Origin of the sequence: Carboxylicivirga caseinilyticus (genome assembly GCF_050589785.1) — a bacterium.
GTDB lineage: Bacteria > Bacteroidota > Bacteroidia > Bacteroidales > Marinilabiliaceae > Carboxylicivirga > Carboxylicivirga caseinilyticus.
The window spans coordinates 21614-39137 of the sequence record NZ_JBNGOX010000029.1 but is presented as its reverse complement, the minus strand read 5'-3'; the positions used below and the strand labels follow the sequence as shown (position 1 = coordinate 39137).

The 17524-nt window shown below is 34.6% G+C and carries 13 protein-coding genes; 9 read left to right on the top strand and 4 right to left on the bottom strand.

All coding sequences use genetic code 11. From position 1 onward, the window contains the following. Positions 1-24 precede the first annotated feature (24 nt). The 3 genes from ACRD62_RS14695 to ndk all read right to left on the bottom strand — a co-directional run bounded on the left by ACRD62_RS14695 (position 25) and on the right by ndk (position 3178). Complete coding sequence (locus ACRD62_RS14695; RefSeq protein WP_430820863.1) at positions 25-393, bottom strand: response regulator; 369 nt, start codon at positions 391-393, stop codon at positions 25-27. Then, positions 386-2434, bottom strand: coding sequence for a PAS domain S-box protein (locus tag ACRD62_RS14690; protein WP_430820862.1), 2049 nt, complete (start codon positions 2432-2434; stop codon positions 386-388). The genes ACRD62_RS14695 and ACRD62_RS14690 overlap by 8 nt, the downstream gene beginning before the upstream one ends. A 312-nt stretch (positions 2435-2746) precedes the next feature. Beyond that, positions 2747-3178, bottom strand: coding sequence for a nucleoside-diphosphate kinase (gene ndk, locus ACRD62_RS14685; RefSeq protein WP_430820861.1), 432 nt, complete (start codon positions 3176-3178; stop codon positions 2747-2749). 97 nt (positions 3179-3275) lie between these two features. On the opposite strand from ndk, the gene ACRD62_RS14680 reads away from it, so the two are divergent. The 9 genes from ACRD62_RS14680 (at position 3276) to ACRD62_RS14640 (ending at position 14745) form a co-directional block, all read left to right on the top strand. Continuing rightward, positions 3276-4304 carry a DHH family phosphoesterase gene (locus ACRD62_RS14680; RefSeq protein ID WP_430820860.1) on the top strand — a complete coding sequence of 343 codons (1029 nt, stop codon included), beginning with the start codon at positions 3276-3278 and terminating at the stop codon, positions 4302-4304. After that, positions 4294-4836, top strand: a complete 543-nt coding sequence (locus ACRD62_RS14675) for an FKBP-type peptidyl-prolyl cis-trans isomerase (protein WP_430820897.1) — start codon at positions 4294-4296, stop codon at positions 4834-4836. Before ACRD62_RS14680 ends, ACRD62_RS14675 begins: the two co-directional genes overlap by 11 nt. Before the next feature lie 92 nt (positions 4837-4928). Beyond that, complete coding sequence (locus ACRD62_RS14670; protein WP_430820859.1) at positions 4929-5546, top strand: hypothetical protein; 618 nt, start codon at positions 4929-4931, stop codon at positions 5544-5546. Between the two features lie 119 nt (positions 5547-5665). Then, entirely contained in the window at positions 5666-6337 is a 672-nt protein-coding gene (locus tag ACRD62_RS14665; protein WP_430820858.1) for a NigD1/NigD2 family lipoprotein, read from the top strand. A 398-nt stretch (positions 6338-6735) separates the two neighbouring features. After that, positions 6736-8019 (top strand): MFS transporter, encoded by a 1284-nt coding sequence (locus tag ACRD62_RS14660; protein ID WP_430820857.1) that lies wholly within the window; start codon positions 6736-6738, stop codon positions 8017-8019. Between the two features lie 33 nt (positions 8020-8052). After that, positions 8053-9027 (top strand): ROK family protein, encoded by a 975-nt coding sequence (locus ACRD62_RS14655; protein WP_430820856.1) that lies wholly within the window; start codon positions 8053-8055, stop codon positions 9025-9027. A 123-nt stretch (positions 9028-9150) separates the two neighbouring features. Then, complete coding sequence (locus tag ACRD62_RS14650; RefSeq protein ID WP_321410465.1) at positions 9151-9717, top strand: TetR/AcrR family transcriptional regulator; 567 nt, start codon at positions 9151-9153, stop codon at positions 9715-9717. Between the two features lie 261 nt (positions 9718-9978). Next, positions 9979-13230, top strand: coding sequence for a TonB-dependent receptor (locus ACRD62_RS14645; RefSeq protein WP_430820855.1), 3252 nt, complete (start codon positions 9979-9981; stop codon positions 13228-13230). Positions 13231-13248: 18 nt separating this feature from the next. Beyond that, on the top strand, positions 13249-14745 hold the full coding sequence (locus ACRD62_RS14640; protein ID WP_430820854.1) for a BACON domain-containing protein: 1497 nt from the start codon (positions 13249-13251) through the stop codon (positions 14743-14745). A 70-nt stretch (positions 14746-14815) separates the two neighbouring features. On the opposite strand, the gene ACRD62_RS14635 is transcribed toward ACRD62_RS14640, so the two are convergent. Then, a complete protein-coding gene (locus tag ACRD62_RS14635) occupies positions 14816-17329 on the bottom strand; it encodes an ATP-dependent Clp protease ATP-binding subunit (RefSeq protein WP_430820853.1) in 2514 nt (837 codons plus the stop codon). Positions 17330-17524: the final 195 nt, after the last annotated feature.

Below are 17524 nucleotides of genomic sequence, written 5' to 3'. Positions count from 1 at the left end.
ACTAATCTTAATTTCTTCTTATTGTTATAAATCTTTTTCAATGGTCTTAAAAATAAGATCAAGATTGAAAGGTTTTTTTAATGAAGCAGAAATCAATCCTGCATTAATGGCATTATTGATATCATTATTGACTTCGTAACCCGTAACAATGTAATAATGCTTGTCTTTATGAATTTTTTTTGCCTCAGTAATAAAGTCGACACCGTTCATCTCAGGCATTTTCATATCGCTAAAAACAAGTTTTATATCAGGATTCGTTTCTAGTAATTGAAGACCTTCAAATCCGGAAGCGGCAGTATGTACCTCATATTTTTTACCTATCAAAGCCTTAAATAGCAGAAGATTCATAGGTTCGTCATCAACGTATAATATTTTATTTCCTTTATTATCCATTGGTTGTTTCTTTTATTGGTAATGTGATTTCTATGCAGGTCCATTCACCAGGTTCAGAATTTATTTTGATTGTTCCATTATGCTCCTTAATTATATTGTAGCTAATTGATAATCCAAGTCCGGTTCCTTCACCGGGTTCTTTTGTTGTATAAAAAGGATCAAATACATTATTTATCACTTCTTTAGAAATGCCTTTTCCATTATCTAAAATTTCAATAATAATTTGATCATCATCAACTTTAGTTGCAAGTTGGATTTTACCAGTATGATTATCAATTGCCTGTATCGAATTATTAATAATGTTTAGCATAACCTGGTGAAGTTGTCCTTCATTTGCATTAATGTTTGGCAAGGTGGGAGACAGATTCTTTATTATCTCTGTCTTAGAATCAATTTTGCTTTTAAGCATTGTTAAACAATTATTTAGAATATTGTTTATTTGACAGGATGTTCGTTCCATGTCATTTTTTCGGGAATAATGATTTAAACTAGAAACAATATCAGCTGTTCTGTTAACTCCTTCGTTGATGGCGTTTAAGTAGGTTTGTGCCTCTACAATATTGTTTCCCGGATTTTCTTTTAAATAATTTTCAATGGCCAAACTGCCACCCATTATAAAGTTCAAGGGATTATTAATTTCATGAGCAATACCTGCCGATAGGAGACCTAAAGACGCCATTTTTTCGGATTGGATGAGTTGCTGCTGGGCAGTATGTAAATTCTTTAGTGTGATCTCAAGATTTTTTTTCTGTTCTAATAGAAGTCTGTTTGAATTATTTAACTCCTGATTTCGTTTATTCAATTCATCAGTACGGTCTTTAACCAGAATTTCAAGATTATTGCGATGTCTGGCTAATTCTTCCTGGGTAATTTTGCTCTCTGTAACATCAATAAAGGTGTTCATTATTAGAGTTGAATCCTTATAATATAATTTTATACATGAATATAAAAAATGCTTTTTTTCTCCATCATTATTAAACAGTGCTAATTCCCAATTATCAACTCTATTGGAGTTAAGGACCATTTCTTTGATATTACTGTAGTATTTTTCTTCATCCAGAAAATTTAACTCATGTGGAGTTTTGCCTAAAACATCTACTTCTTCTATTTTAAAAATATTGCAATATGATTTATTAACGATAAGATGACGCAGGCTTTCATCAGTCACACTTATTGGATAAGGAGCCAGATTAAGTAATATCTGAAATAAATGTTCGCTCTCCTTTAAGGCATCTTCAGCTAATTTTAGGTCCGTTGTGTCAATTAAAGTCCCCATGATAGCTGCCCGGTTCTTATATATCATTGTGGTTCCGAGTACCTGGACATAAATAGTAGAATTATCTTTTCTTAAACCTTTAAATTCATATTTTAGAGAGCCTGATTCTCCATTTAATCTTCTTTTGATATTATTGGCAACTTTTTCCTTATCATCGTCATGAACCAAAAGGGGTGGATCTAATATGTCAACAATCTCATCACATTCATATCCAAAGATTTCACAAAAATGATTGTTAACATACCTAAAACGGTTGTCCTGAATTAAATAAACGCCTACCAATGAATTCTCAACAAGGCTTTTGTATTTCGTTGCATTATCTTTTAATTCCTGCTCAATGGCATGTTGCTGAGTGATGTCGATTAAAATTCCGGCAACAGCTTTTTTCCCGTTATAATTAATTAGATTTCCAAAAACTTTAACGTATGCCTGTTCACCATCTTTTCTGATGATTCTGAATTGACTGTCAGCTGTTTTTATAACACCCGACATCCGTTTATTTACATATGATTTCAGGCTATTTATATCGTCAGGAACAATGATATCCAACGTTTCCATCTTATCAACGGTTTCATTGTTTGAATATCCGGTAATAATAGACCAGCCTTCACTAACATATTTAAACTTGTTATCCTGAAGTATATATACTCCAACTAATGGATTTTCGGTGATGCTTTTAAATAATTCTGAGAATTGATGTTTTCTATGTTTAAAAATATTAAACACTGATTTTATGGGATCTGAAGAAAATTTAAAAGCTTCCATCCTAAATAAATGATTTTAAGTGTTAACCTGAATTCTTAATTAAAATACTATTAAAACCGTAATATTCAACACGAATAATCTGGTTTTTAGAATTTAATTTCTGTTGAAATATTTTATGAAAACTTTCAGTAAAGGCTTTTGGGTTATTAGGTTTAAGATCTACTTATTACAATTAAGTTGAGTAATTAATAATCTAAACCTCCCATGATGGGAGGTTCAGGTATGATTGTAAATGTTATTTATTTAAAAGTTATAGATTAAATGTATCAGAACCAGTATTGGTTTCAACACTTTATTTTCTGTTTTAATATTTTATGGTTCCTTTTCCAATAATTCTTTTCTACTGAAAAAGAAATTTGATTCGCGTTCGGCACTCTCGTCACTATCAGAACCATGAATGGCGTTCATTGATTTACTGATGGCAAAAATTTTTCGAATAGTTCCTTCCCTCGCTTCAGCCGGATCGGTGCTGCCAATTAATTTTCTAAAATCAGCCACTGCATTATCTTTTAATAAAATAGCGGCCACAATTGGACCTGAGCTCATAAAATCAACCAATTCTCCAAAGAATGGACGTTCTTTATGTTCTGCATAGAATTCTTCAGCGTCTTCATGCGATAATTTTACTGATTTAATAGCTGCAATTCGGAATCCTGCCTTTTCAATCATATCTACAATAGCTCCGATATGACGATGTTTTACAGCTCCTGGCTTAATCATTGTAAGTGTTTTATTTCCTGCCATGTGCGTTAGAATTTTTTACTACGGTTAAACTATAGATTTAGGTATTACTTGAATCACTTCATTTATTCTATCTTTGTAAATCTCTAAGATAAAATAAATGATGAATATTAGTGATCAATCACAAGTAGAAATTTTTAAAAACTACGTTAATAACTCTCAAAATATAGTAATTGTTCCACATAATAATCCGGATGGTGATGCATTAGGAGCTTCACTTGGTTTGTTGAACACACTAAAAAATATGGGTAAATCAGTCACTGTGATTTCACCCAACGAGTTTCCTGATTTTTTAAACTGGATGCATGGTGTTAATGATGTTTTAATTTTTGACAAGCAGTTATTAAAAGCAAATCAATTGATTGAAGGATCTGATCTGATTGTTTTTCTTGATTTTAATGCATTGTCGCGTATTAAGTTAATGCAGCCTTTATTTGAAAAAGATACTACTCCCCGTGTTATGATTGATCATCATCCATTTCCGGAAGAAGATACAGCCCAAGTGCAGATAAGTGTACCCGAAGCTTCTTCTACGTGTGAGTTACTTTATCATGTATTGTCATTAAGTGGTTTTAAACAGAGCATTACAAAGGAAGCTGCAGAATGTATCTATGCCGGTATTATGACGGATACAGGTGCGCTTAATTATAACTCAAGTAGGCCTCAAACTTATCATATTGTTGCTGAATTACTTGAGATGGGAATTGATAAGGAAAATATTCACCAAAATTTATTTCATAACAATTCGTTTGACCGAATGCGCTTATTGGGACATGCTTTAGGGGTTAAAATGCAACGATTACCCGAACAAAAAGCTGCATATATTGATTTGAGTAAAGAAGAATTACATCAATTCAATTTTAAACCGGGTGATACAGAGGGTTTTGTGAATCAGGCCTTATGGATAGAAGGTGTGCAAATGTCAGCCTTTTTCACAGAAAAAAACAACCTTGTTAAGATATCCTTCCGTTCCCGAAATGGTTTCCCGGCAAACGCATTTAGTGAGAAGTATTTTGGTGGAGGAGGCCATTTTAATGCTGCAGGCGGAGAGTCAAAGTTATCGTTGACGGAAACTGTTGAGCGTTTTAAAGTAGTATTAAAGGAATTTTGTGACGAAAATGGTTTTTAATCTTAAAAAATACAGGCTGACTTTCTTTTTTATTATCTCATTATTGATAATTATTTCATCTTGTAAGAATGATAATAAAAAGAAAAAAGTGGTGATAACCAGGGATATGTTAATGGAACATAACCGTAAATTGTTGGGACTTGAGTCTGATGTTATTAAAAAATATCTTGAAGATTATAAGATAGAAATGCAACAAACTCCTACTGGACTTTGGTATCGAATTGTATCAGATTCAATAAGTTCTAATGCTGAAAAAAATCAGATTGCCTATCTCGATTATAAGGTCTCACTTCTTGATGGTACAGAATGTTATTCGTCTGATAAAGATGGTATCTGGACAATAGTAGTCGGAAAGGGAGAAATTGAATCTGCTGTGCAGGAAGCATTATTGCTGGTTGGTGAAGGCGACAGTATTCAGTTTATTGCTCCTCCTCATTTAGCTCATGGATTGGCTGGAGATGGTAATAGAATACCCAGTCAGAGTATTTTAAGATATGATGTGAAAGTTCTTCGCATCGAAAAATTAAAGTAAGGTGATGCAGAATATAATTTATGGTTTGAAGATTACCTAAAATTAACTTTCTTTGTGCAATGGTTACCTTAGCCTTTAAATGATAATAAAAGATGAATAAAACATTAATAAACAAAGTAATTTATAATAGCTTTCTTTCTGTCGCTGTAATTGCATTGACAATTTTTATTGGTTGTGATGATCCTTATAGTTATACAAGCCCACAGGAATATCTTGATAGTGAAATGAAATTACTGAATGAGTTTTATGCAAATATTATAGACACAGTTGATAATGTTGAACGAACATGGTTGGAAAAATCTACAGCCGAAGCCATAGATACTGTTGATAATCGTGATGGTTCAGGTATGATGCTTTTTCATACAAAAATTGGTGAAGGTGACTCTGTTAAACTATATAAACGTGTTGGATATCGTTATACTCAATATCAGGTTTTAATATATACTGATACCATAGCCGAGAAAGACTTTCCGGGAATGTTTTATTATACATCTAACGAATATTCAAATTCACCTGTTCTATATACAACCTTTCCTAAAAGCGATTCATACAGTGCCAGTTCGCTTGGAATTCCTCAAGGAGTGAACGAAGCAATATTAAATATGCGCTATGGAGGTGAATGTAGGGTAGTTTTACCATCAACAATAAATGCAAACTCCAGTTATATTACTACCATATTTGATTTGAAAATAACATATCTGGAAAACTAAAAATATTTAAAGACTGCCAAGGCAGTCTTTTTTTTTGCTTATTAAGCAACCATAATACAGATTTTTCATCTTGATTACAATAAAACAGTTTTGTATTTAAGAAAGGTAAAATTTAGAAAATGAAGTTCAGAAGTAGGTTTTTTATTTTATTGACATCGTTATTTGTGATGTTATCTTCTTGTATGAAAGAGATGGATACAGTGCCTTACACATATCGACTGCTCTGTGTTACATCAATGTATGGTGATTATTATATGTTCACTTCAGATTCCGGAGATAGATTTATTACTCAGACATTACCCAGTCAATATGAATTTGAAGAAGACAAAAGAGTTCTTATCGAGTTTTCTTCTTATGAAGAAAGTGATGAAGATGTGTTGGATTATGAATATTTTGTAGTGCTTTCATCTGTAACAGATATAACTACGAAGGATATCATCTTTATAAATGAAGAAAATAAGGATACTCTAGGTTATGATGGTGTTCAGATCAATAATTTATATGCAGTAGGCAATTATTTAAATGTTGATTTTACATTTTGGGCATCTGGCAGTAAATCGCATTATTTTAATACCAGTTATGACTACGATTTACAAACTTCAAATGACACAATTGTATTAACTTTTCATCATAAAGACAATGATGATATCTGGAGATATTCATATTCAGGATTTCTAAGTTTTGATCTTCGTAGTTTACAAGAAGATCAGCTGGAAAGACCGTATGTTTTAACATTACTGGGTACAAATACACAAGGAAGCGAATTTAAAGCCAGTATTGATGTAGAATAGGAAATAAATAAATTAAACAAATAGAAAGGCATTGTAGTAATTACTTTGCCTTTTTTGTTTTATTTAGTGAGAATGCTTATGTCATATATATTTTTGTTTATTATTCGTAATTAATAATATTCAATCTATCTGTCAGAATTATTGCTTGTTAGTGTTGTATTTCTCATGTTTGATCTAAGTGTTATTGTAGTGAAGTTATAACCTTTAGTGGATTTGATAATATATGCTGTTTTATGAGGTTTTTTGCTTATTTAGAATCATTTTATGAAGATGTTAAAAATCATTTTGGTATTTTTCGCTGTTTGAAATCAAGCATTTTAATTTAAAGTTAACATTAGTGTCTGTTAGAGAGAGGACACGGTAAATTAATAACCTATATAAGTATTAAAAGAACTATTATGAATCAGCGTAAGAATTATGCTTTGCCAATAGTAATGATGATCTTACTTTTTGGTATGATCTCTTTTGTTACCAATTTGGCTGCACCAATGGGTGTTGTAGTTAAGGAACAATTTCAGGCTTCTAACTTTTTAGGAATGTTGGGTAATTTCGCCAACTTTCTAGCGTATGCATTCATGGGTATTCCTGCCGGTAAATTACTGGAGAAAATTGGATACAAAAAAACAGCATTATTAGGAATTGTTGTTGGATTTGTGGGTGTTGGTATTCAGTTTATGTCAGGAGTTGCTGAAAGCTTTATTGTGTATCTGTTAGGTGCATTTATTGCAGGTTTCTCAATGTGTATTTTAAATGTTGTGGTAAATCCAATGCTTAACACTCTTGGTGGTGGAGGCAAAAAGGGGAATCAACTTTTACAGGTTGGAGCAACATTTAACTCTTTGATGGGTACTTCAGTTCCTTTGTTGGTTGGTATGTTGGTTGGTGAAGTAACCAAAAATACTGCTATTAAAGATGTGAATCCTGTAATGTTTACAGCAATGGGTATTTTTGCTCTTGTTGGAGTTGTACTTGCTTTTGTAAACATTCCTGAGCCTCATATGAATACTGGTGAGGAAGTAAAAGAAAAATCTCAATACAGTGCATGGTCGTTCCGTCACTTTGTGTTGGGTGCGATTGGTATTGGTGTTTATGTGGGTGTTGAAGTTGGTGTTCCTGGAACTCTGAACTTCTTTTTAGCAGATGCCAGTGCTGGTGGATTGGATGCAGCAACAGCAGGAACTGTAGCAGCTACCTATTGGTTACTAATGTTAGTGGGGCGTTTTGTTGGTGCCTCTATTGGAGGTCATGTATCCAGTAAAAGTATGTTAGTTGCAGCATCTGCAGTAGGTATGATTTTGACATTTATGGCTATTATTTCTCCAATTACGTCAACTGTATCAATTCCGGTATTTCAAAGTTCTTCAACCGGTTTATCATTTGGTATGGCTAATGTGCCTATCAGTGCAATGTATTTGGTTCTAATTGGTCTTTGCACTTCAGTAATGTGGGGTGGTATTTTCAACCTTGCTGTTGAAGGATTAGGTAAATTTACAGCTTCTGCTTCTGGTATTTTTATGACCATGGTAGTAGGTGGAGGAATTTTACCACTGGTTCAAAACGCTGTAGCAGATAACGTTGGATACATGATGTCATATTGGGTTCCTTTCTTAGGTTTGGCATATTTATTATACTACTCTTTAATTGGTAGTAAAAACGTAAATACAGAAATCCCTGTTGAGTAATCAATTTAAATCAAGCATAAAAACTAAAATACAATGAAACAAGTATCAGTAGGTGTAGATATAGGCGGAACTAATACAGCCATTGGCGTTGTTGATGAAAGTGGACACGTATTAACAAAAGATAATATCAAAACGCCTGATCATGGAGATATTGACCAATATATTCAGGATTTATCAGCTGCTATTCGTAAGTTAATTACCAATGCCAAAATGCTTAACGAAAACCTTGAAGTTTTAGGTATCGGTATTGGTGCTCCTAATGGTAACTACTATAATGGAACTATCGAATATGCTCCAAACCTTTCATTCGAAGGTATTGTTCCTTTGGTTGAATTATTAAAGAAGCATTTTGACGATTTGAAAGCAGTTGCATTAACAAATGATGCCAATGCTGCAGCCATCGGAGAGATGATCTATGGTGGAGCCAAAGACATGAAAAACTTTGTGATGTATACCCTAGGTACCGGTGTTGGATCAGGTTTAGTAGTAAACGGTGATTTGGTTTATGGTGCCGACGGTTTTGCCGGAGAATGTGGACATACAACATTAGTGCCTGGTGGTAGATTATGTGGTTGTGGAGCTTTAGGGCATCTTGAAGCCTATTGTTCTGCTCCGGGTATGAAACGTACAGCATTTGAGTTGTTGGTTAAATACAATGCAAACAATAGTTTATTGGCAGATAAATCATATAAAGAGTTGAATTCAAAAATGATTTATGATGCAGCAGTGCAAGGAGACAAGGTTGCGAATGAAGTTTTTGAACTGACCGGTCACTATCTAGGTCAAGGTATTGCAGATACAGTTCATCATTTGAGTCCGGAAGCTGTTTTCTTGTTTGGAGGCCCTACTGCTGCTGGTGATTTGATCTTTAAACCAACCATTAAAAGTATGGAAGATCATTTATTACCGATATTTAAAAATAAAATTAAAGTTTTACCATCTAAATTAGATGCTGGTGATGCCGCAATTGTTGGTGCTAGTGCGTTGGTTTGGAAGGAATTAGAATAGATTTATTTTTAATCGTTATATTAACTCCGCTAATTTTAGCGGAGTTTTTTTTGTGCTTGTTAATCAGGCTAATAAAAATTAACTAATTTTGACACTTGAAAATGCACTTATATAACATAATTAATGAGTAAGAAAGCTGATATCTATCAGGGAGCGATGGAGCTCTTTGTCGCCAAAGGATTTACTGCTTCGGTTAACGAATTGATTGAGCGAATAGGAATAGCAAAAGGTACATTGTACCATCATATTTCAGGTAAGGATCAATTAATTGTGGACATCTATAAACAATTAATGTTCGAAATTGAAGAAAAATGTGTTGATTCATCATCCAGTGAAGATCCTAAACAAGATTCCAAACGTGTTTTTAGTAAAATTGTTAAATGGTTTATTAGCAATCCAACAAAGTTCTACTACATAAATATTTTTGAGACCAGTCCATATATAAAAGTGCATTTTGGTAGAGTAGAGGATACATTGGAAGGTCCAAGAAAAAATATCATGCAGAAGGTGAATATGGGTGTTCTAAAAGGTTATAAAACTGACATGATCGCCTATTTTGATTTTGCCTTTACCCGTGCAATGGCCAATTATTTTCTTTCGCTCTCTAAACCGCTCAAAAGTTTCAAAGATGAATTTGATGAAGCTTTTGATTTATATTGGGATGGAGTAGCACGAAAACAAATCAGTTAGATTTGCTTAATGATTGTAAGTCAGAAAGATCATTGTTGATAAATTTGGCTTAATTGTTAATTTCTTTTAAAACCTAAATTGGCATTTTAAATTAAATTAACACAATTTTAATATTTAGAAAACCGACCATTCGGTTCAAGACTTAAACTTTGCAACGTAAATAGACTAAATCCAATATTGTTCCAATTTGTTGTGTAACTAATTGGAATTTTTGAAAAAGTATTTCAATTACACACGTTCTAATAAAAAAATTAATCTATCATGAAAAAAGTATTTAGGTTATTTGCATGTATGATTATGCTTTTTGCATTATTCATTTTGCAAACAAATGCACAGGTAACTACATCCAGTATGGGGGGGCGTGTTACTGATGCACAAGGAGCCGTAATAGGTGCAACGGTAATTGCTACTCACACACCTTCTGGAACAACTTATGGTACAGTAACCAACACCGAAGGACGATTTAACTTAAACGGTATGCGTGTTGGTGGTCCTTATACTGTAAAAGTATCGTTTATTGGATACGGCGACTTCATACAAAACAATATTACATTAAGCTTAGGTGAAAACTATGTAATGAATGTTGTTCTTTCCGATGAATCAAAATCATTAGATGAAATTCTTGTAACGGCTACTCGAACAAAATTCACAAACGAAAAAACCGGAGCAGTAACTAATGTAACAAATGATCAGATAGTTAATTTGCCTACAGTAAGCCGCAGTATTGGGGATATTACACGTCTTTCTCCTTATGGAGGTAACGGTATGAGTTTTGCTGGTTCAGATGGTCGTACTGCTAACTTTACTGTTGATGGAGCAAATTTTAACAATAACTTTGGTTTGAGTGATGCTCTTCCTGGTGGTGGTAATCCTATCTCAATTGAAGCAATCGAAGAATTACAGGTTGTAATTGCTCCTTATGATGTGCGACAAACCAACTTTATTGGTGGTGGTGTTAATGCCATTACAAAATCTGGTACAAACACTTTTGAAGGAAGTGCATATGTTTTTCATAGAAATGAAAATTTGCGTGGTGATGCTGTTAAAGGTGTGCAAATCGCCGGAGCTCGCGAAAAGGATCGTAATACTACCTATGGTTTAACTTTTGGAGGTCCTATCATCAAAGATAAATTGTTTATCTTCATTAATGCTGAAAGATCTAAAACGCCTACAATTGCCAACCGTTGGAGAGCTTCAACTGACGGTGTTGCGGATGCTGACAATTATATTTCAAGAACAACTGAAAGTGATCTTCAGATGGTATCTGATTTTGTAAAATCTAAATATGGTTACGATACCGGATCTTACACTGATTTTCCTGCGGATGAAAGCAACACTAAATTATTAGGTCGTATTGATTGGAACATCACAAACAAACATCGTTTAGCATTACGCTATAACTACACAAAGAATACTTCATGGAGATCTCCAAATGCAAGTTCAATGGATGGAGGTACACGTATGTCTGAGGCTCGTATGTCACAAGCTTCTATGTCATATGCAAACTCAATGTATTCGATGGACAATCTAGTTCATTCTTTCTCTTTCGATTTAAATAGTCGTATTTCAGACAACCTTTCGAACCAATTCTTGGCAACATACTCAAAACTTGACGATGTTCGTGGAACTGATTCAGAACCATTTCCTTTTATTGATATTTTGAAAGATGGTCAGGCTTACCTTTCTTTAGGTTACGAGTTATTTACCTGGAATAATGGAGTTCACAATGATGTTGTGAATATTAAAGATGAGATGACTTATTATTTAGGTAATCATAAAATTTTTGGTGGTATTGCTTACGAGTATAAGATGGCAGATAATGCTTATATGCGTAATGGTACTGGATATTATCGCTATTCAAGTCTTGATGATTTCATGAATGAAGCAACTCCTGAAATTGTAAACTTAACTTATGGTTATGATGGAGAAAGTAATCCTGCAGCTCGTGTAAGAAGTAGCAAATTTGGAGTTTATGCTCAGGATGATTGGAGCGTTAGTGAGAAATTCAAATTATCATATGGTATTCGTTTAGATGCACTTATTTTTAATAACGCTGATTTGTTAACAAATCAAGCTATTAAAGATATTGATTATTCAGGTCGCAATGTTGATACAGGAAAATGGCCTGATGCAGATATTATATTTTCACCTCGTGTAGGTTTTGTTTGGGATGCATTCGGAGATAAGAGCTTGAAAGTACGAGGTGGTACAGGTTTATTCTCAGGTAATTTACCACTTGTGTTCTTTACTAATATGCCAACCAACGGTGGTATGGTGCAATATCAGGCACAAATTAATGCAGCGAATGCAGCTAGCAGAGGATTCTCGATGGATGAATTTGCTGGTGGTTTACTTACCAAGGACGCACTTTACGAAAAATTAATAGGTTTAGGTTACCCTTCAACCATTTCTTCTGAAGATGGAACTGTTCCTTCTTCAATTGCTGGTGTATCTTCTGATTTTAAAATGCCACAAGTATGGAAAACATCAATTGCTGTTGACTATGCTTTCCCAACATCATTTCCATTCTCTGCTACAGTAGAAGGAATCTACAACAAAACAATTAACGGTGTTACTATTTCAGACTGGAGTATTCCTAGTGTTGGTGGTTTTGCTCGTTTCAATGGGGTTGATAATCGTCCTATTTATCCTGCCGGGTACCGTACAAATACTAAGGCATTTGTTTTAGAAAATACCAGTAAAGGTTATGGTTGGTCTGCTAACGTTACATTGAATGCAAAACCTGCTGAATGGATTAGCGTAATGGCAGCATATACTCGCACAGTAGCTAAGGATGTAACTGGAATGCCAGGATCTAACCCTGAATCAGCATTTACTTATGTTCCTACCGTTGAGGGTCCTAACAACATTAAGTTACACAATTCACAATATACTACACCTGATCGTTTGGTAGCATCGCTTACAGCTCACGATAAGAGTGGTAACCACTATAGCATAATCTATGAAGGATGGAGAGGTGGAGCTAACTACTCATATATGACAGTTAATGATATAAATAGCGATGGTTACAATTACGATGCGATTTATATTCCAACTGACGGTGAGGTTGCAAACGGAGACTTCCGTTTTGTTTCAGCTGATGATCAAACACGTTTTATGGACTATGTACATGCCAATGATTATTTAAAAGATAATCAAGGTAAGTATGCAGAAGCTTATAGTCTTTATTCACCATGGGTACACCGTGTAGATTTTGGTTATAAACATGATTTTGTTGTTAAAGCACGCAATACTAAACACAAGCTACAACTTAGCTTAGATATCAAAAACGTTATGAACCTATTCAACTCTAGTTGGGGTGTAGCTAAATATCTGAATCCTGAAATTGGTTCAGAAGCTCGTATCTTAAAATATGAAGGAGTTGATGCTGATGGTGTTGCTACATTCTCTACACCTTCTTCTATTAATGGTAATACACAAACATTTACACCAAGCTATTCATTGGGTCAATGTTGGTATGGTTCTATTGGTATCAAATATATTTTCAACTAATTTAAAAGTATAGATAACATGAAATTAAGATATTTATTCCCAATATTCTTCACAGTACTTGCCTTTATGACAAGTTGTGATGATGAAGAAACAGTGACATTGCTTGATGAAATTCAGGTTTCATCGTCATATGTTTCTATCCCTGTAGATGGTGGTTCAACTGCTATTACTGTAACAGCAAACGATAACTGGGTAGTAGTGAGTGATATTGAATGGTTGACTATTTCTTCAACTTCTGGTAGTGCTGGTGAATCAACGCTAACATTTACGGCTGAATCTGCTATTGATGGCAGAACAGGCGAGCTTTCAATTGTTTGTGGGGATGCAACTCAGAGAATAAACGTTATTCAGGGATTGGCAACAATTGCATCAGCCACATGTCAGGAGGTTATTGACGGGCCAGATAGTAAAACCTACCAGGTAACCGGTGTTTGTACTGCAATTACCAATACAACCTACGGTAACTGGTATTTGGAAGATGAAACAGGTTCTATTTACATCTATGGTACTCTTGATTCTAAAGGTGGAACAAAGAACTTTTTAAGCTGGGGATTAGAAGTAGGTGATGAAATTACTGTTCAAGGACCAAAAACTACATACAATGGTACTGTAGAATTGGTAAACGTAAGTGTTCTCACTATCAATAAATCTCTTGTAAAAGTTGATTCGGTAAAAAATGCTGAACTTCCACTGGAAGGTGGAGAATTTACTGCATACCTTACTTGTAAAGGCGAAGGTGTGTCTGTTGAGATTCCTGATGATGCTAAATCATGGTTATCAATTTCATCTATCCAATCAGCTGGAACAAATGCTGTTGTAACATTCAAAGCAGAAGCTAATACTGCCGGCGATCGTGAAACTACACTAACATTCAGTACCACTGATGGAACTAAATTTTATACTGCTCAAACAGTTATTACACAAGAAGGGTCAATTCTTGATGTAAGTATTGCACAATTTCTTGCTGCTGAGGTTGGAAGCACGCAATATCGACTAAGAGGTGTTATTTCAACTATTGATGATGCTACATCTGGTAAATTATACCTGAAAGATTTCTCAGGTGAAACCTATGTGTATAAAGTTCAGGATTTTGCGTCATATGATTTAAAAGAAGGTGATTATATAACAATTGTTGGAATGCGTTCTGCTTATAACGGAAATCCACAAGTAAGTGGCGCTGTTTTGGAGCTTTCTATTCCTTTGACTACAGCAACTATTGCAGATATACTTGCTAAATCAGACGATTCAAGTACTTATTTTATGGTAACTGGTGAAATTACATCGATTACGAATGATACATATGGTAATCTTTATTTGCAGGACAGTACTGGTGAAATATATATGTATGGTTGTTACCCGCTTTATGGAGCAACTGGTGATGACAGAAAAGGATTGATAGCTGCTAAAGGTCTTAAAGTTGGTGACACATTAACTGTGATTGCAACAAAAGGATCTTATAATGGAGTAAGTCAATTGGCATATGGATTTTATTTCAGCCATGTAAGTGCACAGTAAATAAAATTCTATAAATAATAAAAAACCCGCAGTTGATTCAACTGCGGGTTTTTAATTTCAGAACGTATACTTATTCTTTAGTTTCTTCTTTTTTTAACTGAACAATCTCGGTTAAGATTTTTTCCTCTTTTTGATCAAAATCAACTTTAATAATATCACCTTCAGATACAGAAGCCTGAATAATTACTTCAGCCATTTCATCTTCCAGATATTTTTGAATTGCACGCTTAAGAGGACGAGCTCCATACTGAACATCGTATCCTTTGCTGGCAATAAAATCCTTAGCATTATCTGTTAATTCCAACTTATAACCTAAAGATTCAACACGGTCGTACAAACCTTTTAACTCAATATCGATAATTTGATGAATATCTTCTTTTTTCAAATTATTGAAAATTACAACATCATCGATACGGTTGATAAATTCAGGAGCGAAAGCTTTCTTGAGAGCTTTTTCAATCACACCTTTGGCATGATCCTGATCAGTTTGTTTTCCGCCAGGAGTAAAGCCTACACCACGTCCGAAGTCTTTTAATTCGCGTGTTCCAATATTGGAAGTCATGATGATAATAGTGTTTTTGAAATCAACTCTACGTCCCAAACTGTCTGTTAATCTACCTTCATCCAGTACCTGTAACAAAAGATTGAATACGTCAGGATGTGCTTTCTCTATCTCATCAAGTAATACTACTGCATACGGACGACGACGAACTTTTTCGGTTAACTGACCACCTTCTTCATAACCAACATATCCCGGAGGTGCTCCAACCAGTCGTGATACAGAGAATTTCTCCATGTATTCACTCATATCGATACGAATTAAAGCGTCTGTTGTGTCAAACAGATATTTTGCCAAGACTTTTGCCAGATGCGTTTTCCCTACACCTGTAGGGCCTAAAAATACAAATGAACCAATCGGACGATTAGGATCTTTCAAACCGGCTCTGTTTCGTTGAATAGCCTTTACAATTTTTACAATTGCGTCATCCTGGCCAATGACAGTGCCGTTTAATTCTTTACCCATTTTAAGAAGACGGAATCCTTCAGCCTGGGCAACCCGTTGAACAGGAATGCCGGTCATCATGGCAACTACTTCTGCAACTTTTTCAGCATCAACAGTTTCACGATGTTGCATTAATTCTTCTTCCCACTTGTTTTTTGCTGTTTCCAGCTCATCCTGAAGACTTTTTTCTTTATCGCGGAAACTTGCTGCTAACTCAAAATTCTGAGCCTTAACAGCTTTAATTTTGTTATCCTTTATTTCTTCGATTTGTTCTTCAATCTTTAAAATAGTCTCTGGAACAACAATGTTTGAGATATGAACCCGGGAACCGGCTTCATCCAATGCATCTATAGCTTTATCAGGTAAATGACGATCCGAAATATAACGTTCGGTTAGTTTTACGCATGCCTCAATTGCTTCAGCATCGTAATTTACATTGTGATGATCTTCGTACTTTTCCTTAATGTTATTAAGGATTTCAATCGTTTCGTCAATGCTTGTTGGTTCTACCATAACTTTCTGGAAACGTCTTTCCAGAGCACCATCTTTCTCAATATGCTGGCGATATTCGTCTAGGGTAGTAGCACCGATACATTGAATTTCACCTCTTGCCAATGCAGGTTTTAACATGTTGGCAGCATCCAGCGATCCGGTTGCTCCACCTGCACCAACAATGGTATGAATCTCATCAATAAATAAAATAATGTTTGGGTTGCGACTCATTTCGTTTAATATCGCTTTCATTCTTTCTTCAAACTGTCCACGATATTTTGTTCCTGCAACAATAGATGCAAGATCAAGGGTAACAACACGTTTATCGAATAAAACGCGCGAAACCTTTTTTTCATTGATTCGCAATGCTAAACCTTCGGCAATTGCTGATTTACCAACTCCCGGCTCTCCAATAAGAATAGGATTGTTCTTTTTTCTTCGGCTTAGAATTTGAGCCAATCGCTCAATTTCTCTTTCACGACCTACAATAGGATCCAATCGCCCTTCTTCAGCAGCTTTGGTGATATCGATTCCAAAATTATCCAATACAGGAGTATCAGAGTTACTTTTAGAACCGGATTTAGATGATTCGCTGCCAGAGCCTGAGCTGGAAAAAGAGCTTTCCTGATCGTCATCTTCAGGATAGTCTGCTTTAGCTTGCGGTTTTTGATTTTCCAGCATTTGCTTAATTTTTTGATAATGAATATTTTCTTCAGCCATAATTTCCCAAATTACACTGCTCTTTTCTTTCAATAGAGCGATTAATAAATGTCCAGTGTTAATTTTATCGCTTTTCAGCGCTTTGGCCTCCAGATGAACAAGTTTTAAAACCCGCTCAGTGGATTTAAGTAAGGGTAGGTGATCTGATTGAATTGGTTCATCACCCTTCAAATGATCTTCAATACCTTTTCTGATACGCATGGTATCGGCATTTAGCTGATGTAAAAGTTCAATGGCTTTGCCTTGACCTTCACGAAGAATACCTAGCATCAGATGTTCAGGCGAAATAAAATGATTGCCTAACCTTTCGGCTTCTTCTTTGCTGTACGCTATTACGTCTTTTATACGCGGCGAAAAGTTTAAGTCCATATATTGTCTAAAGATTATCTGTTCTTAATTAACAACCGATAAACAGTCTTGTTTACATTCTGAGAATTGAATTTAAACAATTCTGATTTATCTTTCAAAAATAACATAAATCCTTTAATGCTCCTACAGTATTAACTTGTTAGTAAAATGTAGGTTTTTTCGTTTTTTGGTCTTGATAAAAAAACTTAAATTAGT